17 protein-coding genes are annotated in these 18,355 nt (G+C 71.4%); 7 read left to right on the top strand and 10 right to left on the bottom strand.

Annotated elements, in window-relative coordinates:
* Window positions 1–30: 30 nt before the first annotated feature.
* From B9S58_RS03415 to B9S58_RS03430, 4 genes are read left to right on the top strand one after another with little or no spacing between them, the layout of a single operon-like run.
* Window positions 31–1,455, top strand: a complete 1,425-nt coding sequence (locus tag B9S58_RS03415; RefSeq protein ID WP_103530684.1) for a cellulase family glycosylhydrolase — start codon at window positions 31–33, stop codon at window positions 1,453–1,455.
* Window positions 1,433–1,972: a GNAT family N-acetyltransferase gene (locus tag B9S58_RS03420; RefSeq protein WP_103530683.1), complete on the top strand. Its 540-nt coding sequence runs from the start codon at window positions 1,433–1,435 to the stop codon at window positions 1,970–1,972. Before B9S58_RS03415 ends, B9S58_RS03420 begins: the two co-directional genes overlap by 23 nt.
* Before the next feature lie 31 nt (window positions 1,973–2,003).
* Window positions 2,004–2,213: a helix-turn-helix domain-containing protein gene (locus tag B9S58_RS03425; protein WP_103530661.1), complete on the top strand. Its 210-nt coding sequence runs from the start codon at window positions 2,004–2,006 to the stop codon at window positions 2,211–2,213.
* Entirely contained in the window at window positions 2,213–2,884 is a 672-nt protein-coding gene (locus B9S58_RS03430; RefSeq protein ID WP_103530662.1) for a Clp protease N-terminal domain-containing protein, read from the top strand. The genes B9S58_RS03425 and B9S58_RS03430 overlap by 1 nt, the downstream gene beginning before the upstream one ends.
* Here B9S58_RS03430 and B9S58_RS03435 read toward each other — a convergent pair.
* Window positions 2,779–3,831: a PadR family transcriptional regulator gene (locus B9S58_RS03435; protein WP_103530663.1), complete on the bottom strand. Its 1,053-nt coding sequence runs from the start codon at window positions 3,829–3,831 to the stop codon at window positions 2,779–2,781. The two genes, B9S58_RS03430 and B9S58_RS03435, sit on opposite strands and share 106 nt — an antisense overlap.
* 1 nt (window position 3,832) lies before the next feature.
* On the bottom strand, window positions 3,833–4,690 hold the full coding sequence (locus tag B9S58_RS03440) for a DUF4097 family beta strand repeat-containing protein (protein WP_103530664.1): 858 nt from the start codon (window positions 4,688–4,690) through the stop codon (window positions 3,833–3,835).
* Between the two features lie 153 nt (window positions 4,691–4,843).
* On the opposite strand from B9S58_RS03440, the gene B9S58_RS03445 reads away from it, so the two are divergent.
* On the top strand, window positions 4,844–5,674 hold the full coding sequence (locus B9S58_RS03445) for a hypothetical protein (RefSeq protein ID WP_103530665.1): 831 nt from the start codon (window positions 4,844–4,846) through the stop codon (window positions 5,672–5,674).
* 45 nt (window positions 5,675–5,719) lie between these two features.
* On the opposite strand, the gene B9S58_RS03450 is transcribed toward B9S58_RS03445, so the two are convergent.
* The 5 genes from B9S58_RS03450 to B9S58_RS03470 form a co-directional block, all read right to left on the bottom strand.
* Entirely contained in the window at window positions 5,720–5,905 is a 186-nt protein-coding gene (locus tag B9S58_RS03450) for a DUF6104 family protein (RefSeq protein WP_003966321.1), read from the bottom strand.
* A 122-nt stretch (window positions 5,906–6,027) separates the two neighbouring features.
* Window positions 6,028–9,813: a multifunctional oxoglutarate decarboxylase/oxoglutarate dehydrogenase thiamine pyrophosphate-binding subunit/dihydrolipoyllysine-residue succinyltransferase subunit gene (locus tag B9S58_RS03455; protein WP_103530666.1), complete on the bottom strand. Its 3,786-nt coding sequence runs from the start codon at window positions 9,811–9,813 to the stop codon at window positions 6,028–6,030.
* A 281-nt stretch (window positions 9,814–10,094) separates the two neighbouring features.
* Window positions 10,095–11,171, bottom strand: a complete 1,077-nt coding sequence (locus B9S58_RS03460) for a HAMP domain-containing sensor histidine kinase (protein WP_103530667.1) — start codon at window positions 11,169–11,171, stop codon at window positions 10,095–10,097.
* Window positions 11,168–11,905 carry a response regulator transcription factor gene (locus B9S58_RS03465; protein WP_103530668.1) on the bottom strand — a complete coding sequence of 246 codons (738 nt, stop codon included), beginning with the start codon at window positions 11,903–11,905 and terminating at the stop codon, window positions 11,168–11,170. Before B9S58_RS03465 ends, B9S58_RS03460 begins: the two co-directional genes overlap by 4 nt.
* A 404-nt stretch (window positions 11,906–12,309) precedes the next feature.
* Window positions 12,310–12,993 carry a spermidine synthase gene (locus B9S58_RS03470; RefSeq protein WP_103530685.1) on the bottom strand — a complete coding sequence of 228 codons (684 nt, stop codon included), beginning with the start codon at window positions 12,991–12,993 and terminating at the stop codon, window positions 12,310–12,312.
* A 318-nt stretch (window positions 12,994–13,311) separates the two neighbouring features.
* Between B9S58_RS03470 and lon the strand changes: the two genes are divergently transcribed.
* Complete coding sequence (gene lon / locus B9S58_RS03475; protein WP_103530669.1) at window positions 13,312–15,744, top strand: endopeptidase La; 2,433 nt, start codon at window positions 13,312–13,314, stop codon at window positions 15,742–15,744.
* A gap of 140 nt (window positions 15,745–15,884) precedes the next feature.
* On the opposite strand, the gene B9S58_RS03480 is transcribed toward lon, so the two are convergent.
* Both B9S58_RS03480 and B9S58_RS37780 read right to left on the bottom strand, forming a co-directional pair.
* Window positions 15,885–16,637, bottom strand: coding sequence for a polysaccharide deacetylase family protein (locus tag B9S58_RS03480; RefSeq protein WP_181009175.1), 753 nt, complete (start codon window positions 16,635–16,637; stop codon window positions 15,885–15,887).
* A gap of 66 nt (window positions 16,638–16,703) precedes the next feature.
* On the bottom strand, window positions 16,704–16,862 hold the full coding sequence (locus B9S58_RS37780) for a hypothetical protein (RefSeq protein ID WP_181009173.1): 159 nt from the start codon (window positions 16,860–16,862) through the stop codon (window positions 16,704–16,706).
* Window positions 16,863–16,890: 28 nt separating this feature from the next.
* On the opposite strand from B9S58_RS37780, the gene B9S58_RS03485 reads away from it, so the two are divergent.
* Window positions 16,891–17,373: a MarR family winged helix-turn-helix transcriptional regulator gene (locus B9S58_RS03485; RefSeq protein ID WP_103530671.1), complete on the top strand. Its 483-nt coding sequence runs from the start codon at window positions 16,891–16,893 to the stop codon at window positions 17,371–17,373.
* A 58-nt stretch (window positions 17,374–17,431) separates the two neighbouring features.
* On the opposite strand, the gene B9S58_RS03490 is transcribed toward B9S58_RS03485, so the two are convergent.
* Window positions 17,432–18,226: a protein phosphatase 2C domain-containing protein gene (locus B9S58_RS03490; RefSeq protein ID WP_103530672.1), complete on the bottom strand. Its 795-nt coding sequence runs from the start codon at window positions 18,224–18,226 to the stop codon at window positions 17,432–17,434.
* Window positions 18,227–18,355 lie beyond the last annotated feature (129 nt).

Here is an 18,355-nt window from a genome sequence, read left to right on the forward strand (position 1 = left end):
GATCGGCCCATGCGAATGGGCAGAGCACTCATGGCAGTTGTCGTCGCGTCCGTGCTCGCGGCGGGGGCCCTCGCCCCCGCCGCCTCGGCGCGCCCCGCACCCGTTCCCGCACCGGCCTCCGGGTCCCACGGACGTTCCGTCCCGCCGCTGACCGACGACCGGGGGCGCACCCTCACCCTGCGTGGCTGGAACGTCGAGGACAAGGCGAACCGCGGCGAGGCCGCCCTCACCGCCATCACCGAACGGCACTTCCGCAACCTGCGCGCGAACGGCTTCAACTTCGCCCGGCTGTTGGTCTTCTGGGACGATCTGGAGCCCCGGCGCGGCCAGTACAGCGAGCGCTACCTCCGGCGTATCGAACGCATCCTGGACTGGGCGCGCAAGTATCGCGTTCACGTTCTCATCGACGCCCACCAGGACGTCTTCGGACCCGCGTTCGGCCACCGGGGCATCCCCGCCTGGGCCACCAGGACCGACGGCCTGCCGTTCACCCCGAACCCCGACGACTGGTTCTCCGAGTATTTCCAGCCCGCCGTCCAGCGGGCCTTCACCCACCTCTACGACGACCCCGACCTCCAGCGCGCCCAGGCCGCCATGTGGCAGGTCCTCGCCGGACGCTTCGGCGACCATCCGGCCGTCATCGGCTACGACCTGATCAACGAGCCGATGGGGGAGCCGCACGAGGGTGAGGACCTGCCCACCGCCGCCCGCCGCATCGAGGCCCAGCACCTCACTCCGATGTACAACCGGCTCGCCCGCGCCGTCCGGGCGAAGGACCGCGACACCTGGCTCTTCGTCGAACCGACCCCCATCGTCGGCGAGGGCGTCCCCACCGGGCTCGGCCGGATCAAGGACCACCGGACCGTGTACGCCCCGCACTTCTACAACACCGCCATGGAGGCGGGCGCCGACTACGACCCCTCGGCCGGCTGGATCCAGGCGTACGAGGCCGCCGTCACCGCGTACCCGGCCCGCTACCGGATGCCGGTCGTCGTCGGTGAGTGGGGGCCCCTGAACAACTCTCTCCCCAACATGGGCCGCTTCTACCGCGAGGCCGTCGCCTCCCTGAACCGCTACAGCTCCGGCTGGGCCGGGTACGTCTGGTGCTACGGCGGCGGCTACTGCGCGGTCGACGAGCGAGGCCGCTTCCGTACGAACAAGGAGCAGACGGCCACTCCCTACGCCCCGGCCGTCGCGGGAACCGTCAGCTCCGAGGCGTACGACGCGGACACCCGCTCCTACCGCCTCGCCTACCGGGCGGCCACCCGCCCCGGGGTGACGGAACTGTCCCTCCCGCCCTCGCCCCGGGGCTGGCGCGTCTCCGTCACCGGCCCGGCACGCCTCCTCGGCAAGCCGTCGAGCGAGGGGTGGCCGGTCGTGCTGGCGTGGCCCGGGGCCGAGGTGGTGGTGACCGTGCGGGAACCTGGCCCGTATGGACGAACTGACCACCCCTGAAGGGTTTCTGCTGCGCCACTGGGAGCCCGCCGACGCCTCGGCGGTGCTCCGCGCCTTCGCTCCGGCCGAGATGGACCGCCAGACCGACCGGCCCGTGTTCGACCGGCCCGGGGCACTGGCCTGGATCGCGGACCGTACGCGCGAACGGGGAGCGCGCACCGGCTACTCCTGGGCCGTCGTGGGGGAGGCGGGCGAGGCTCTCGGCTGTGTCGCGGTCGGCGCCGTGAACCGGGCCCATGACACCGGCTGGGTCTCCTACTGGACCACGGAGGCCGCACGCGGCCGGGGCGTCGCCCCGGCCGGTGTGCGGGCCCTGGCGCGCTGGGCCTTCGGCGAGCTCGGGCTGTACCGGCTGGAGCTGGGGCACCGCACCGACAACCCGGCCTCGTGCCGGGTCGCGACCCGGTCGGGGTTCGCGTTCGAGGGCGTCGAGCGGGCCAAGCTGCGCTACGGCGACGCCCGGTACGACGTCGAGCGGCACGCGCGCCTGGCCGACGACAGTGTCAACTTTGATTGACGATAGGGTGGTGTCAATGTAGGTTGACGTCATGACCGAAGCAACGGATCTGGCCGCACGCGCCGGTGACCGCGACCCGCGCGTCGGGCTGCGTGCGGTGGCCGCGCTGCGGCGGCTGCTGGAGCAGCTCGAAGCGGTACAAGTCGGAAGTGCCCGCGTCCAGGGCTGGTCGTGGCAGGAGATCGCCGCCGAGCTGGGCGTCAGCCGGCAGGCCGTGCACAAGAAGCACGGGAGGCGTTGATGTTCGAGCGATTCACCCGAGGGGCCCGCGCGACCGTGAAGGGCGCCGTGACCCGGGCGGAGCACGTCGGGGCCGACTCGGTCACCGAGGAACACCTGCTGCTCGCGCTGCTGGAACAGGAGGGCGGCCGGGCCTCGTTCGCCGTCACCGCCCTCGGTCTCCGGGACCGCCGGGCCTCCTTGGCGGCCTCCTTCGCCGAGGCCTGCCGACTTGGCGGCCTGACCAGGGCCGAAACAGACGCCCTCGCCGGCATCGGGATCGATGTCGGCGAGATCGTGTCCCGGGTCGAAGGGACCCATGGCGAGGGGGCCCTGGCCGCCGGCCGCGGCAGCCGCCGGTGGTGGTGGTCCGGGCACCGCCCCTTCACCCCGGGCGCGAAGGCCGCCCTGGAGAAGTCGCTGCGGGTCGCCCTGGGGCGCGGCGACCGGTTCATCGGCGAGGAGCACCTGCTCCTGGCCCTCACCGCGATGCCCGGAGTCGTCGCCGACGTCCTCGCCGAGCACGGCGCGACCTACGCGACCGTGCGGCGCGCGCTGTACGGCCCCGACGCCGACGGGGGCCCGGCTCAGGCCTTCCCCTCGTCCTCCGGCGTCAGCAGTGCCTCGATCCGCACCGTCGCCGCGCCCAGGTGGCGGCGGGCCTCCGCGAGCTGGGCCTCCGTCACCCCGTGATCGCGGGCGGCATCCCGGATGCCGTCGCGGAAACGGTCCAGCAGGCGGTCCAGGTCGCGCACCGGGTCGCCCGTGACCGGCGCGTCCGTGCCCCAGTCGAAGCCGTCGTCGGGGGCCGGGGCAGCCGGGGCGGCCGGGGCGGCGTCCGGCTCGGGCTTGCCGAACGGGGGCCAGGCGCCGGACCGCGCGAAGCCACCGAGCTGGCCGGTGATCTCCGCGAGCCCCTCCCGTACTCCGGAGGGCCAGTCGCCCCGCGCGAAGTGCTCCTGCACCTGGCGGGCGGCGGTCTGCATCTGCTCGCGTGCCTTCTCCTGGGCTTCCTTGGCCTGACGGCGGGCCTGCTGGGCGTCCTCGCGGGCGCGCCGGGACTCGTCCTTCGCCCGGCGGGCCTGCTCCTTCCACTCCTGCTTGGCCCGGCGCAGCTCCTCCTTCGCCGTGCGCCACGCCTCGCTGTCGCCGAGGTCACCCAGATTGCCGAAGTCACCGAAGTCGCCGAAGGGGGAGGACGGTTCGCCCTTCCCCGTCCCTCTGCCGCTTCCGTCCCCCGCCTTCGCGCCGTGCCGGGACTCCGACGCGGCCGCCCGCATGTTGCTGCGGAGCCGGCCCGCCGCGCCCCGTACGTCGTCGCGTATCTCGGCGGCCAGCTCGGAGACCGAGTCGCGGATCTCCAGCTCCAGGTCGGCCAGTTCGCCGCTGCGGCCCGCCAGCTCCTCGCGGCCGGCGTCGGTGATCGAGTAGACCTTGCGGCCGCCCTCGGTGGCGTGGGTGACCAGGCCCTCGGCCTCCAGCTTGGCCAGCCGCGGGTAGACCGTGCCGGCGGACGGGGCGTACAGGCCCTGGAAGCGCTCCTCCAGCAGGCGGATGATCTCGTAGCCGTGGCGCGGAGCCTCGTCCAGGAGCTTGAGGAGATACAGCCGCAGACGGCCGTGGGCGAATACGGGAGGCATGTCAGAGAACCTTTCCGGTCGGCTCGGCGGCGTACGCGTCGTCCTCGGCGGGTGGCCTGCGCAGGAGGGCGATCGAACCGGACACGGTCGTCGCCCGCAGGGTCCCCGTCCCGGCGCCCAGCGTGCCGGTGATCTTCTTCGCCCCCCACTGCCCGCCGACCCGCAGGTCCTCGAAGGCGTTGGAGACGGATCCGCTCGCGGTGTTCGCCTCGACCCTGGCGTCGGCCGGGTGCGGCAGCCGGATCGCGATCTCGCCGGACACCGTGGTCAGCCGGATGTCCGTGGGCTTCCCGGACGGGTCGACGTCCAGCACCATGTCACCGCTGACGGATTCGGCCCGGACCGAGGCGCCTGCCCCGTCGACCACCGTCAGATCACCGGACACGGAGTGGAAGCGCAGGTCCCCCGTGACGCTCTGGGCCTCCAGGCTGCCCGAAACGGACTCCCCGCGCACCGCGCCGGTCAGCCCGACGAGCGTGGAGTCCCCGGTGATGCCGCGGACCTCGGTGCGGCCGCTGATGCCGGAGACGACGGCCCCGGCGCCGATCACGCCGACCTCGACCGAGGAGGTGGCCGGCACGACGAGCGAGACCACGGCGCTGCGGCGGCGGCCCTTGGGGTCGAACCAGCGCAGGAAGTCCTGCCAGGGCAGATCCTCGTAGGCCACGGTGAGCCGGCCGTCCTCCTGGGTCACGATCAGCGGCGGGCCCTCGATCGCGGAGATCTCCAGCCGGGCGTCCGGCTCGTCGGTCCCGACCACGTTGACCGTGCCGTCGACGATGCGCACGTGGAGCGCCGCCACCGGATCGTCGAAGGCGAGCTTCCGCGGCTCGGCGATGGTCCACGTCGACACAGGCATGGATGTGACCTCCCGAAAAGCGTGGCGACGCAACATATCGTGTCTCGTCCAGAACACGATATATCGCGGATGAGGGAAGTCAAGGGAAGTTGGCTGGGGGCGAATCATATGCAACAGCATCAAACTTGGGCGTATTGCCCTAGCGTGTGAGCCATGAACGCGACACCCACCGGGGCCCTCCTGCTGTGCCGGGCCGACCCCGAGACCGTACGGCCGCTCGCCCACCTGCTGCGCGAGCAGATGCTGCTGGCCCGCGCGGGCGAGGAGTGGAGCGTGCTCGTCCCGGAGGGGAAGCCCTGGCGGACCGTGGGCGCGGAGCAGGACGCCGAGCCGGTCGACCGGATCCTCGGCGGCTGGGCCACCGCACTCGCCGTCGGTTCGACCTGGCCGGTGCTCGCCCTGTGGTGGGACGCCGACCGGGCCGGGTACACCCTCGCCGCCGGATTCCGCCGGCCCGTGGGCTACATCTGGCTGACCGACGGCACCCCGGTCGGCGAGGACGAGGCCATGCGTACGTTCGCGGTCCGGCTCGGCCTCGACCCGGTGCTGGACGTGCAGGCACTGGAAGGACTCACCCGTCCCGATCCGGACGCGGGCGCGGACGCCCGGCTGCGCGGACTGCTCGCCGTCCTCACCCGCACCGGGCTGACCCTGCCCGCCGGACTCTCACCGGGCGAGAGCGCCGACCGGCTGCGCAGCGTCGCCGCCGTGCAGCGCGGGGTGGAGCGCGTCGCGTGGGCCGGCTGGCGCGATGCCGTACGCGTCGAACTGGACGCGGTCGAGAGCAGCCGGATCGGCCCGTGGGTACGCGGCCCCCGCGCCCGGGCCGTCGCAGCCGTCCAGCTCGCGGCGGGGCTCCCGCTCCTGCTGTGGGGCGCCCGCCGCCGCAGCGGCGGCTGGGCGGCGGCCGGTGCTGTGCTCCTGGCGCAGGGCGCGCTGGGTCTCGCGTACGAACGGGCCAGGGCGGGCGCGGACGCCTCCTAGAAGATTCATGAAGATCTTGGTGGGGACGCCTCCTGGAGCGTGCGGCTACGCGTCCTCGTCGTCCTCGTCGTCCAGCCGTGCCAGCCAGGTCGCGAGGCGTTCGACCGGCACCTCGAAGTCGGGGTTCAGATCGACGAACGTCCGCAGCTGCTCGGCGAGCCACTCGAAGGTGACCTCCTCCTCGCCGCGCCGCTTCTCCAGTTCCTCGATGCCACGGTCCGTGAAGTACATGCGCACAGGATATCGAGGCGAGGACGCCCACCGAAACGCCGGATACGCCAGGGACCCAGCCCCGCGACAAGCGCGGAACCGGGTCCCGGTGACGTACGAACAGCTCGTACGGCTACGTGGTCCTAGGCCTCGAAGACCTCGTTGACCAGCTGCGTCTGCTCCGCCTGGTGGCGCTTGGCCGAGCCGACCGCCGGGGACGAGCCGTGCGAACGCGAGATGCGGCGCAGGCGCTCGCCGTGCGGCACGTCCGAGCCGACCGCGAGGTCCAGGTGGTCGATCAGGTTGAGCGCGATGAACGGCCACGCACCCTGGTTCGCCGGCTCCTCCTGGGCCCACAGGTACTTCTCGGCGTTCGGGTACTTCGCGATCTCGGCCTGGATCTCCGCACCCGGCAGCGGGTACAGGCGCTCCAGCCGGATGATCGCCGTCTCCGTGTCGCCGCGCTTCTCCCGCTCGGCGTCCAGGTCGTAGTAGAGCTTGCCCGCGCAGAAGACGACCTTGCGGACGTCCTCGGCCTTGACCGACGCGTCGCCGATCACCGGGCGGAAGCCGCCGGTGGTGAACTCCTCGATCGTCGACGCCGCCGCCTTGAGACGCAGCATCGACTTCGGGGTGAAGACGATGAGCGGCTTGTGGTGCGGGTTGTGCACCTGCCAGCGCAGCAGGTGGAAGTAGTTCGACGGGAGGGTCGGCATCGCGACCGTCATGTTGTCCTGCGCGCACATCTGGAGGAAGCGCTCCGGGCGGGCCGAGCTGTGGTCCGGGCCCTGGCCCTCGTAGCCGTGCGGCAGCAACAGCGTGACGCCGGAGGTCTGGCCCCACTTCTGCTCGGCCGAGGAGATGAACTCGTCCACGACGGTCTGCGCGCCGTTGACGAAGTCACCGAACTGGGCTTCCCAGATGACCAGCGACTCCGGACGGGCCAGCGAGTAGCCGTACTCGAAGCCCATCGCCGCGTACTCCGAGAGCAGCGAGTCGTAGACGTTGTACCGGGCCTGGTCGTCGGCCAGGTACAGCAGCGGGGTGTAGTCCTCGCCGGTGACCTGGTCGACCAGGACCGCGTGGCGCTGGCCGAACGTGCCGCGGCGGGTGTCCTGGCCGGCGAGCCGGACGGGGGTGCCCTCCATCAGCAGCGAACCGATGGCCAGGGTCTCGCCCATGCCCCAGTCGATCGTGCCGTTCTCCACCGAGGCCGCGCGACGCTGCATCTGCGGCATCAGACGGGGGTGGACGGTGACCGACTCGGGGATGTTGACCTGCGACTCGGCGATCCGCTTGACGACCTCGGCGGAGACCGCGGTCTCGACGGAGACCGGGAACGCGGCCTGCGGCTCCGGGACGTGCGGGGCGGCGGGCTGCGAGGTGGCCTCGCGGACCTCCGCGAAGACCTTCTCCAGCTGACCCTGGAAGTCCTGGAGCGCCTGCTCCGCCTCTTCCAGCGTGATGTCGCCGCGACCGATGAGGGACTCGGTGTAGAGCTTGCGCACCGAGCGCTTCTTGTCGATCAGGGTGTACATCTGCGGGTTGGTGAACTCCGGGTTGTCGCCCTCGTTGTGACCGCGGCGGCGGTAGCAGATGAGGTCGATCACGACGTCCTTGTTGAACGCCTGCCGGAACTCGAAGGCGAGCCGCGCGACACGGACCACGGCCTCCGGGTCGTCGCCGTTGACGTGGATGATCGGCGCCTCGATCATGCGCGCCACGTCGGTGGCGTACATCGAGGAGCGCGAGGACTCCGGGGCGGCGGTGAAGCCGACCTGGTTGTTGATCACCACGTGCACGGTGCCGCCGGTGCGGTAGCCGCGCAGCTGCGACATGTTGAGCGTCTCGGCGACGACGCCCTGGCCCGCGAAGGCCGCGTCGCCGTGGAGCGCGACCGGCAGGACCGTGAAGTCCGTGCCGCCCTTGTTGATGATGTCCTGCTTGGCGCGGGCGATGCCCTCCAGGACCGGGTCGACCGCCTCCAGGTGCGAGGGGTTGGCGGCCAGCGAGACCTTGATCTGCTCGCCGTCCAGACCGGTGAAGGTGCCCTCGGCGCCCAGGTGGTACTTGACGTCGCCGGAGCCGTGCATCGAGCGCGGGTCGAGGTTGCCCTCGAACTCGCGGAAGATCTGCGCGTACGACTTGCCGACGATGTTCGCCAGCACGTTCAGCCGGCCGCGGTGGGCCATGCCGATGACGACCTCGTCGAGACGGGCCTCGGCGGCGGAGTCGAGGACGGCGTCGAGCAGCGGGATGACGGACTCGCCGCCCTCCAGCGAGAACCGCTTCTGACCGACGTACTTCGTCTGCAGGAACGTCTCGAACGCCTCCGCGGCGTTCAGCCGGCGCAGGATGCGGAGCTGCTCCTCGCGCTCGGGCTTCGGGCGCGGGCGCTCGACCCGGTCCTGGAGCCACTTGCGCTGCTTCGGGTCCTGGATGTGCATGAACTCGATGCCGGTGGTGCGGCAGTACGACTCACGGAGCACGCCGAGGATGTCGCGGAGCTTCATCATCGTCTTGCCGGCGAACCCGCCGACCGCGAAGTCCCGCTCCAGGTCCCACAGGGTGAGGCCGTGCTCGGTGATGTCCAGGTCGGGGTGCTTGCGCTGGTGGTACTCCAGCGGGTCGGTGTCGGCCATGACGTGGCCGCGGACCCGGTAGGAGTGGATCAGCTCGAAGACCCGTGCGGCCTTGGTGACGTCGTCGTCGTGCGAGGCGTCGATGTCCTTGAGCCAGCGGACCGGCTCGTAGGGGATGCGCAGCGCCTTGAAGATCTCGTCGTAGAACTCGTTCTCGCCGAGCAGCAGCTGGGCCAGGACCCGCAGGAACTCGCCGGAGGCGGCACCCTGGATGACCCGGTGGTCGTAGGTCGAGGTCAGCGTCATGACCTTCGAGATGCCGAGCTTGTTCAGGGTGTCCTGCGACGTGCCCTGGAACTCCGCCGGGTAGTCCATCGCGCCGACGCCCATGATGAGGCCCTGACCGGGCATCAGGCGGGGCACCGAGTGAACGGTGCCGATGCCGCCGGGGTTGGTCAGCGAGGCGGTGACGCCCGAGAAGTCGTCCATGCCGAGCTTGCCGATGCGGGCACGCCGGACGATGTCCTCGTACGCCTGCCAGAACTCGAAGAAGTTGAGCGTCTCGGCCTTCTTGATGGCCGCGACGACCAGCTGGCGGTCGCCGTTCGGCTTCACCAGGTCGATGGCCAGACCCAGGTTGATGTGCTCCGGCTTGACCAGGGTCGGCTTGCCGTCCTTCGTGGCGAAGGAGTAGTTCATCGACGGCATGGCCTTGAGGGCCTGCACCATCGCGTACCCGATGAGGTGCGTGAAGGAGATCTTCCCGCCGCGGGCACGCTTGAGGTGGTTGTTGATGACGATGCGGTTGTCGAAGAGCAGCTTCACCGGGACCGCGCGGACGGATGTGGCCGTCGGCAGCTCCAGCGAGGCGTTCATGTTCTTCGCGACGGCGGCCGAGGGGCCGCGCAGCGTCACGTACTCCGGGCCTGCCGGGGCCTCGGTGGCCTCGTCGGCCTTGGCGGGCGCGGCGGCGGGCTTCGCCGTCGCGGGCTTCGCCGGAGCCGGGGCCGCCGGGGCGGCCTTGGCCGGAGCGGGCTGCGCGGGAGCCGCTGCGGGCGCGGCCTTCGCCGGTGCCGGAGCGGCCGCGGCCGGTGCGGCGGAGGCCGGGGCCTCGGTCACCGGGGCCCCGGCGCCGGGAACGGGCTTGTCCGCCGTGCCGGAGGCACCCGGCTTGTAGTCGGCGAAGAAGTCCCACCAGGCGCGATCGACCGAACTGGGATCCTGGAGGTACTGCTGGTAGATCTCGTCGACGAGCCATTCATTGGCTCCGAACGCCGCGGCCGGGTTGGTGCCCGGTCCGGCTTGGTCGGTCGAGATGCTCGAGTTACTGGGGGACTGAGACGACACGGCGGCAACCGCCCTCTTCCGCTTCACAAGGTGATGGACAGCGGAAATCAAGGCTACGCCCCCCGGACCGTTCCTTGCAGACCGGGCCGGTGCTTCGTCGTGCACATCACATCTGAAGGCGGGTTTCGGCGCAGGAAATGGCGGGAAACAAGCGAGGTTCCACTGCACTTCGAGTACACGGGACCGTGGATACGGTCATCCGACCGTGTCCACGTGAGGTCCCCTGCTGGAAGGACACGGAGAACGTGCCCTTCCGGTTCGACCCTATGCCAACCGTGCCGTCAGCCGCGCGGCTCGGGGATTCCAGGGAGGGTGACCTGGATGCGGCAGCCCCGTGCGGATTCGGCCACCCCGATCCGGCCGCCGTGCAGATCGACCGCCCAACGGGCGATGGCCAGCCCCAGTCCCGTACCGCCGTCGCTGCCCGGACCGTGCGGGGACGGCACCTGGCCGCGGTTGAAGCGCTCGAACACCCGGTGGCGCTCCGCCTCCGGGATGCCGGGCCCCTCGTCGACGACCTCCAGCTCCAGCGACTCGGAGTACGCCCCGCGCCGCGCGAGCACCGTCACCCGGCCGTGCGGCGGGCTGTGCTTGACCGCGTTGTCGACGAGGTTGGCGACCACCTGGTGCAGCCGCTCGGCGTCCGCGTGCGCGGTGAGCTCCGGCGGCGAGACGTCCAGATGCAGGTGGACGTCCGTACGGGAGTGATTGCCCGAACCCGACGGCAGGCGTCGGTGGGAGGCGGCGAGATTGGCCTCTTTCAGCACGCCCGACAGATACGGCCACACCTCGAAGCTGCGTGCCTTGAGCGCTACCACCCCGTTGTCCAGCCGCGACAGGTCCAGCAGCGTCTCGACCAGCCGGCCGAGTCGCTCCGTCTGCTTCAGCGCCGTGCGCATCGTCTCGGGATCGGCGGCGGACACCCCGTCCACCACGTTCTCCAGCACGGCTCTCAGCGCCGCGATGGGGGTACGCAGCTCATGGCTGACATTGGCGACCAGCTCCTTTCGATGCCGGTCCTCCGCCTCCAGATCGTCCGCCATGCGGTTGATCGTCTGCGCCAGATCGCCCAGCTCGTCGCGCCGCCCGGCGCCGCTCACCCGGCGCGTGTAGTCGCCGTGCGAGATGGACCGGGCCACCGCTCTCATCTCGTCCAGCGGCGCGGTCAGACCGTGCGCCACGAACTGGGTGATCAGCAGCGTCGCGATCACCGAGAACACCGTGATGAAGCGGAACTCCGTACGGGTCCGCAACGCGACGATCAGCAGCCCCGTGGTGATGAACACCGAGACCACGACGAGCGTGCCGAGTTTGGCCTTGATCGAGAAGGGCCGCAGTCCGGACCCTGGCCGCGTCATGGCGCGGGAGTCTCCAGGGCGTAGCCCACGCCGTGCACGGTACGGATCCGCTCCGCGCCGATCTTCCGGCGCAGCGCCTTGATGTGGCTGTCGACCGTGCGTGTGCCCGAGGCGTCCGCCCAGTCCCACACCTCGGCCAGCAGCTGCTCCCGGGAGAGCACCGCGCGCGGGGTGTTGGCGAGGCAGACCAGCAGGTCGAACTCGGTCGGAGTGAGGTGGACGTCCTCGGCGCGCACCCGGACCCGGCGCTGCGCGTGGTCGATCTCCAGCTCACCCAGACGCAGTATCCCGCTGCGCGGGGTGACGGCGGCCAGTGCGGCCCGTTCCACCCGCCGCAGCAGCACGTGCACCCGGGCGGCCAGCTCCCGCATGGAGAACGGCTTGGTCATGTAGTCGTCGGCGCCGACCCCGAGCCCGACCAGCATGTCGGTCTCGTCGTCGCGTGCGGTGAGCATCAGCACCGGCACCGGGCGCTGCGCCTGTACCCGGCGGCAGACCTCCAGGCCGTCGAAGCCGGGAAGCATGATGTCGAGCACCATCAGGTCGGGCTGCCAGGCCTCGGCCGCGTCCACGGCCGCGGGGCCGTCCAGCGCGGTCTGCACGAGGAAGCCCTCCGCCCGCAGCCGGGCGGAAATGGCGTCGACGATCGTGGCGTCGTCCTCGACCACCAGCACCCGGCGCTGAGCCCCCGGAGTGGCCGCGACGCCGCTGTGGGTGGTGTGTGTCTGTTCCATCGCCCCGCCCCTGCCCGTTCTCGCGGGAGCATTCCCCCGGAGGCACGGTCTTCGCTCGTGGATTTCGTGGGTGATCCCGTGTGCCGGTCAGCAGCGTAAAGGCAGCGGAGGGCTCCCGGCTACGCAGGGTGTTGTCCCGGCAGTGTGCGTTCGTGCCCGCCGGGCAACCGGATCGTCGCCCTTGTGCCGGTTGGCCCGCGCCACCGGCGGGCCGCGCATACCGGGAGGGGGTTCAGACCCACCGGCAGTCGGGGGGGCGGCGTCGCGGGGCTGGCACGCACTCCCCCAAGCTCTCGGCTTCGCTCGAGCAGGGGAGGCCCCATCCGCGTTGCCTCGATCCTCCGCCTCGCAGCCGCACGCACCCAGCCCCGCTCCTTCTCCCACCTCTCAATTGCCGGTGGGTCTCAGGCCACCCGGAGTGCGAGATGGACCACGTCGGGCACACCTCGGGCAACGGCCACCTCTTCCGTCCTAACTCCGCTGAACCCGGCATTCCGCAACGCCTGTTCGAAGGCCGGTGACGGCTGCGCGGACCAGACGGCGAGCACGCCGCCCGGGGTCAGCCGGTCGTGGCAGTGCGCGAGTCCGGCGGCGGAGTAGAGGCTTCCGTTGTCCTCCGTGACCGTCCAGTCGGGCCCGTTGTCGATGTCCAGGCAGAGCGCGTCGTAACGCTCCGTGGCCGTACGGAGGTGGGCGACGAGGTCCGTGTGCAGGATCCCGGTCCGGGGGTCGGTCAGCGCCGGCCCGGAGATCCGGCCCAGCGGCCCGGCCCGGTGCCAGTCCACGATCGCCTGCTCCCGCTCCACGACCACGATCCGCCCCCAGCGCTCCTCCTCGGCGGCCCGCACCAGGGAGAACCCGACGCCCAGGCCGCCGATCAGCACCGAGGGGCCGGTCCGCCCGGCGGGCAGGGCGGCCAGCGCGGCGTCGATCAGCAGTCGCTCGGAACGCCCGTCGGAGGTGTCCATCAGGAAGCAGCCGTTGGCGATGATCTCGAAGTGCTCCCCGCGCTCCCGCAGCACGACCTCGCCGAAGGGGCCCTCGCGGCGGTCGAGGACGACGGGGGTGTCGTCGGATCGCGTCGGCATCGGGTCGGGGGCTTGCGGTGCGGACATCGCGGACATGGTGTGGCTCTCCGGTCTCCGGTCGTAGTGGTCGGTGTCCGCCATCCTGTCCCGCCACCCGGGCCGGTGGCCAGCGGGTTCCGCACTCCGGGGAGGGGGACGGGGGAGGGGAACAACAGCCCGTTCCCCGGTGCTCCCGTACTCGAAGGGCCTGCCCGGGCGGGTGGGCACGAGGTTGACCCGCAACACCTGATCGCTCAGAGCGAACAGGTGTCGGGGAACATTCGGCGGCTCAGGAGCATTGAGTCCATGTAGCTCAACTTGCCTGCCGAAGGGGAGATCATGACTAACGAGTCCGAGGCGTTCACACCGATCGATCTGCCTGTGCTGCCGCTCGACGACGAGGTCGTCCTGCCCGGCATGGTGGTGCCGCTGGACCTGTCCGACACCGAGGTGCGCGCCGCCGTCGAGGCCGCGCAGGCCGCCGCCCGCCCCGGCGGTGGCAAGCCCGAGGTGCTGCTGGTCCCGCGGATCGACGGGACGTACACGGGGACCGGTGTCCTCGGTACCGTCGAGCAGGTCGGACGCCTGTCGGACGGCGACCCGGGCGCACTCATCCGGGCCCGCGACCGGGTCCGCATCGGCGCCGGGACCAGTGGGCCCGGCCGGGCGCTCTGGGTCGAGGGGACCGTCCTCGACACCGCTGTCCCCGACCCCCTGCCGGGATCCGCCGCCGAGCTCGTCAAGGAGTACAAGGCGCTCGCCACCAGCTGGCTGAAGAAGCGCGGCGCCTGGCAGGTCGTGGACCGGGTCCAGCAGATCGACGACATCTCCGCGCTCGCCGACAACTCCGGATACTCGCCGTTCCTCACCACTGCCCAGAAGGTCCAGCTGCTGGAGACCGTGGACCCGATCGCCCGGCTGAAACTCGCCATCCAGTGGCTGAGCGAGCACCTCGCCGAGCAGGACGTGGCCGAGTCCATCGCCAAGGACGTCCAGGACGGCGTCGACAAGCAGCAGCGCGAATTCCTGCTGCGCCGCCAGCTCGACGCCGTACGCAAGGAGCTCTCCGAGCTCAACGGCGACCCGGAGGACGAGTCCGACGATTACCGGACCCGCGTCGAGGCCGCCGACCTGCCCGAGCACGTCCGCGAGGCCGCGCTCAAGGAGGTCGAGAAGCTGGAGCGGTCCAGCGACCAGTCGCCCGAGGGGTCCTGGATCCGTACCTGGCTGGACACCGTCCTCGAACTGCCGTGGACCGAGCGGACCGAGGACACCTACGACATCCGCGGCGCCCAGGAGATCCTGGACGCCGAGCACGCCGGCCTCGCCGACGTGAAGGAACGCATCACCGAGTACCTCGCGGTGCGCAAGCGCCGCGCCGACCGGGGCCTGGGCGTCGTGGGCGGCCGCCGCGGCGGCGCGGTGCTGGCACTCGTCGGCCCGCCCGGCGTCGGCAAGACCTCGCTCGGCGAGTCCGTCGCGCACGCCATGGGCCGCACGTTCGTCCGCGTCGCGCTCGGCGGTGTCCGGGACGAGGCGGAGATCCGCGGCCACCGGCGTACGTACGTGGGGGCGCTCCCCGGCCGGATCGTGCGGGCCATCAAGGAGGCCGGTTCGATGAACCCGGTCGTCCTGCTCGACGAGATCGACAAGGTCGGCTCCGACTTCCGGGGCGACCCGGCCGCCGCCCTCCTCGAAGTCCTCGACCCGGCCCAGAACCACACCTTCCGCGACCACTACCTGGAGGTCGAGCTCGACCTCAGCGACGTCGTCTTCCTCGCCACGGCCAACGTGCTCGAAGCCATCCCGGAGGCCCTGCTCGACCGCATGGAGCTGGTCCGCCTCGACGGCTACACCGAGGACGAGAAGGTCGTCATCGCCCGGGACCACCTGCTCCCGCGCCAGCTGGAGCGGGCCGGTCTGGAGCAGGACGAGGTCGCCCTGGAGGAGTCGGCGCTGCGCAAGCTGGCCGGCGAGTACACCCGCGAGGCGGGCGTACGGAACCTGGAGCGGTCCGTGGCCCGGCTGCTCCGCAAGGTCGCGGCCCAGCACGAACTGGGCGACCGCGAGCTGCCGTTCACGGTGACCGACACCGACCTGCGCGGTCTTATCGGCCGTCCGCACCACGTGCCCGAGTCCGCGCAGGACCCGGCCGGGCGCCGCACGGCGGTGCCGGGCGTGGCCACCGGGCTCGCGGTGACCGGGGCCGGCGGTGACGTCCTCTTCGTCGAGGCGTCGCTCGCCGACCCGGAGACCGGGGCGTCCGGACTGACCCTGACCGGTCAGCTCGGGGACGTCATGAAGGAGTCGGCGCAGATCGCGCTGAGCTTCCTGCGGTCGCACGGCGCGGAGCTGGAGCTGCCGGTCGCGGACCTCAAGGACCGGGGTGTGCACATCCACTTCCCCGCGGGCGCGGTCCCCAAGGACGGCCCGAGCGCCGGTATCACCCTGACGACCGCCCTGGCCTCGCTGCTCTCCGGACGCCTCGTCCGTACGGATGTGGCGATGACCGGTGAGGTGTCGCTGACCGGACGGGTGCTGCCGATCGGCGGTCTCAAGCAGAAGCTGCTGGCGGCCCACCGCGCGGGCATCACCACCGTGGTGATCCCCCAGCGCAACGAGACCGACCTGGACGACGTCCCGGCCGAGGTGCTGGAGAAGCTGGACGTCCACCCGGTCACCGACGTCCGCCAGGTGCTGGAGATCGCCCTCGGCCCGGCGTCGGCCAGGACCGGGGACCTGGCGGGGGGCAGGATCCCGGCCGCGGCCTGAGCGCCACGGTGTGACGGGCGCGACGCGGGGGCCTCTCGTTCGGATCAGGCCGGGCTGATCCGAACGAGAGGCCCCACGTGCGTGACCGGTGGAAGGCGCCGTCGGCGGGGGCGGGCCGTTCCGTGCACTGTCCGGACCGGTCAGGGGCGGTAGATCGTGCCCGGCTCGGGCTCCGCCGGGGCCATCAGCTCGGGGACGGTCACAAAGGTGTAGCCGTCCTTCTGGAGCGCGTCGATGATCCCGGGCACGGCGGGCACAGTGCCCTTGTAGATGTCGTGCAGCAGGATGATGCCGTCCTTGCTCGCCTGGTCCAGGATTCGCTTCTTGATCAGCGCGGAGTCGTTCGTCGAGTAGTCCTTGGCGGTGGCGCTCCACAGCACCTGGGAGAGCCCCAGGTCCTTGCTGATCTCCGAGACCGTGTCGTCGGTGCGGCCCTGCGGCGGGCGCATCAGCCGGGGCTTCTTACCGGTGATCTTCTCGATGGCCAGCTGCGTCTTCTCCAGCTCGGCCCGTATCTCGTCCGGCTTCTGGTCGGTCAGGATCTTGTGCGTCCAGGTGTGGTTGGCGACCTCGTGCCCCTCGTCCTCGATGCGCTGCACCGTGTCGGGGTGCTTGATGACGTGGTGCTTGCCCAGCAGGAAGAAGGTGGCGTGCACCTTCTTCTCCTTGAGGATGTCCAGCAGCCTCGGCGTGTCCTTGCCCGGACCCGCGTCGAAGGTCAGGGCGATGCATTTGGCCTTGCGGCAGTCCACCGGCCCGAACGAGCCCTTGGCGTCCGAGGCCGCCTCACCGCGTGCCGAGCCCGGCGCCGTCGTGTCCATCGAGCAGCCGCTCAACGTCAGTGTGAGCGCTGTCACCAGCGCCGCGGTCAACCCCATCCCTGGCGACGGCATCTTTCGGGGCACGACACATCACTCCTCTGTGCGGGAAATCCGCACAGGCGTGCGGTACGCCGAGGACTATACCCAGTGCGTATACATGGTGTGCATAGTGGGGTCCCGGGAGGTGAGGGCGCCGGTGACCCGGGTGCGGAGGAGCCCCAGGGGGCCGCCGCTGGTCCACTCCTGCGAAATACTGGCCGAACCGCGGCGCTGACCGGCCGCGGAGGAGACTTTCATCGGCAGGAAACCGTAGAGGGGTACTGACGTGCGCGGGAGCGACAGCGAGCCGGCGCCGGGTGCGCCGGACGGCAGTGGCGTGGACCACGAATTTCTGGCGCTGGAGCGCGAGTTGGCCGTGTTCCTGCGCCGGGCACGCGCCAGCTCGGGCGAGATGGCCCGGGAGGTCCACCCCGAACTGGAGCCCGCCGCCTACGGCCTGCTCGTCCGCCTGGAGGCGGCGGGCCGGCAGCGGGCCACCGAGCTGGCCGCCTACTTCGGCGTCGGCAAGGCCACCATGAGCCGTCAGCTGCACTCCTTGGAGAACCTCGGGCTGGTGGCCCGCGAACCCGACCCCGCCGACGGGCGTGCCTGGCTCGTCCATCTCACCGACGACGGCCTGGCCCGCTTCCGCAGTGTCCGGGACGCCCGTCGCGGGCGCTACGTGCGCAAGCTGGCCGGCTGGGACCGGGCCGAAGTCGCCGAGCTGGCCCGCCTGCTGCACCAGCTGAACGCCCGCGCCGAGAGCTGACCCGACGCCGTCGCGCCCGCGGGGAGCCGCACCGGGAGTTGACCCGACGCCGTCGCGCTCACTCCAGCTCCACCAGGAGCGCGGTGGCGTCGTCGTGCGTCTTGCCGCGCCGCAGCCGTACGCGCCCGGCCTCCGCGTCGGCGACCTCCAGCTCCCGCACCCGGTCGATCAGCCCCTGCGGCCCTGCCTTCCGCAGCAGCCCCAGCGTGTCCGCCCAGTCGCCCTCGCCGAACACCTCCGTCCAGCGGGCCGCCCCGTCCGTGAGCGCGGCGAGGGCGCGGACGCCGGCCGCCGGGGTGCTGCCCGTCACCGCGCGCGAGGCCACGGACGGATCGGCGGCGGCGGTGAAGAAGCCGCCCTCCTTGTTGCGCACCGTGGAATCGGCGATCTCGTTCGAGGCGAGCGAGCCCGGCGGCAGCCGGTCCAGCCGGTCGTCGAGGACCGCCCGGACCGCGCCGTCGCGGGACTCCAGCAGCAGGGCCGAGTCGGAGAGCACCAGGTGCTCGATCGTGTGTTCGTTCCAGCGTGCCAGGACCACGGTCGCCTGAGGGGTGCGCACGTGAGAAAGGTCACAGGTGGCTCGATGTGTGTCGGCTGTACGGGAGATGGCCTCGGCCAGGACCTCGGTCAGCGGCAGGTCGGGGCGGGAACCGGACAGTTCCACCAGTGCGCCACCCAGTCGTGCGGTGAACCACGGGACCGAGTGCACACAACCGTCGTCCCCGGCCGGCGGAGTGACGCCGTCGAGCAGGACCAGCGCACCGCCCTGGCCGGACGCGGGAAGGGTCGCGGAGGCCCAGTCCTCGTTGGGGCGTTCGGGGCTGCCGGGCGCGGTGGTGAGTTCGATGCGCATACCGCCAGTCTGCACGAGCCCTTCACCGTCCCTGCACGCGGCCGGATATGGCCTGTACCAGCAGGTCAACGCGGGCGCATGGGCCGGAAGGTGGGGCTCCGGACCGATTGCGGGCGGGCATCCTGCCAA

The sequence above is a fragment of the Streptomyces sp. SM11 genome (assembly GCF_002910905.1).
GTDB lineage: Bacteria > Actinomycetota > Actinomycetes > Streptomycetales > Streptomycetaceae > Streptomyces.

What these genes read in the sequence shown, in the direction of transcription:
- B9S58_RS03415 (WP_103530684.1), top strand. Translation starts at nt 31, where the DNA reads ATGGCAGTTGTCGTCGCGTCCGTGCTCGCGGCGGGGGCCCTCGCCCCC.
- B9S58_RS03420 (WP_103530683.1), top strand. Translation starts at nt 1,433, where the DNA reads ATGGACGAACTGACCACCCCTGAAGGGTTTCTGCTGCGCCACTGGGAG.
- B9S58_RS03425 (WP_103530661.1), top strand. Translation starts at nt 2,004, where the DNA reads ATGACCGAAGCAACGGATCTGGCCGCACGCGCCGGTGACCGCGACCCG.
- B9S58_RS03430 (WP_103530662.1), top strand. Translation starts at nt 2,213, where the DNA reads ATGTTCGAGCGATTCACCCGAGGGGCCCGCGCGACCGTGAAGGGCGCC.
- B9S58_RS03435 (WP_103530663.1), bottom strand. Translation starts at nt 3,831, where the DNA reads ATGCCTCCCGTATTCGCCCACGGCCGTCTGCGGCTGTATCTCCTCAAG.
- B9S58_RS03440 (WP_103530664.1), bottom strand. Translation starts at nt 4,690, where the DNA reads ATGCCTGTGTCGACGTGGACCATCGCCGAGCCGCGGAAGCTCGCCTTC.
- B9S58_RS03445 (WP_103530665.1), top strand. Translation starts at nt 4,844, where the DNA reads ATGAACGCGACACCCACCGGGGCCCTCCTGCTGTGCCGGGCCGACCCC.
- B9S58_RS03450 (WP_003966321.1), bottom strand. Translation starts at nt 5,905, where the DNA reads ATGTACTTCACGGACCGTGGCATCGAGGAACTGGAGAAGCGGCGCGGC.
- B9S58_RS03460 (WP_103530667.1), bottom strand. Translation starts at nt 11,171, where the DNA reads ATGACGCGGCCAGGGTCCGGACTGCGGCCCTTCTCGATCAAGGCCAAA.
- B9S58_RS03465 (WP_103530668.1), bottom strand. Translation starts at nt 11,905, where the DNA reads ATGGAACAGACACACACCACCCACAGCGGCGTCGCGGCCACTCCGGGG.
- B9S58_RS03470 (WP_103530685.1), bottom strand. Translation starts at nt 12,993, where the DNA reads ATGCCGACGCGATCCGACGACACCCCCGTCGTCCTCGACCGCCGCGAG.
- lon (WP_103530669.1), top strand. Translation starts at nt 13,312, where the DNA reads ATGACTAACGAGTCCGAGGCGTTCACACCGATCGATCTGCCTGTGCTG.
- B9S58_RS03480 (WP_181009175.1), bottom strand. Translation starts at nt 16,637, where the DNA reads ATGCCGTCGCCAGGGATGGGGTTGACCGCGGCGCTGGTGACAGCGCTC.
- B9S58_RS37780 (WP_181009173.1), bottom strand. Translation starts at nt 16,862, where the DNA reads ATGAAAGTCTCCTCCGCGGCCGGTCAGCGCCGCGGTTCGGCCAGTATT.
- B9S58_RS03490 (WP_103530672.1), bottom strand. Translation starts at nt 18,226, where the DNA reads ATGCGCATCGAACTCACCACCGCGCCCGGCAGCCCCGAACGCCCCAAC.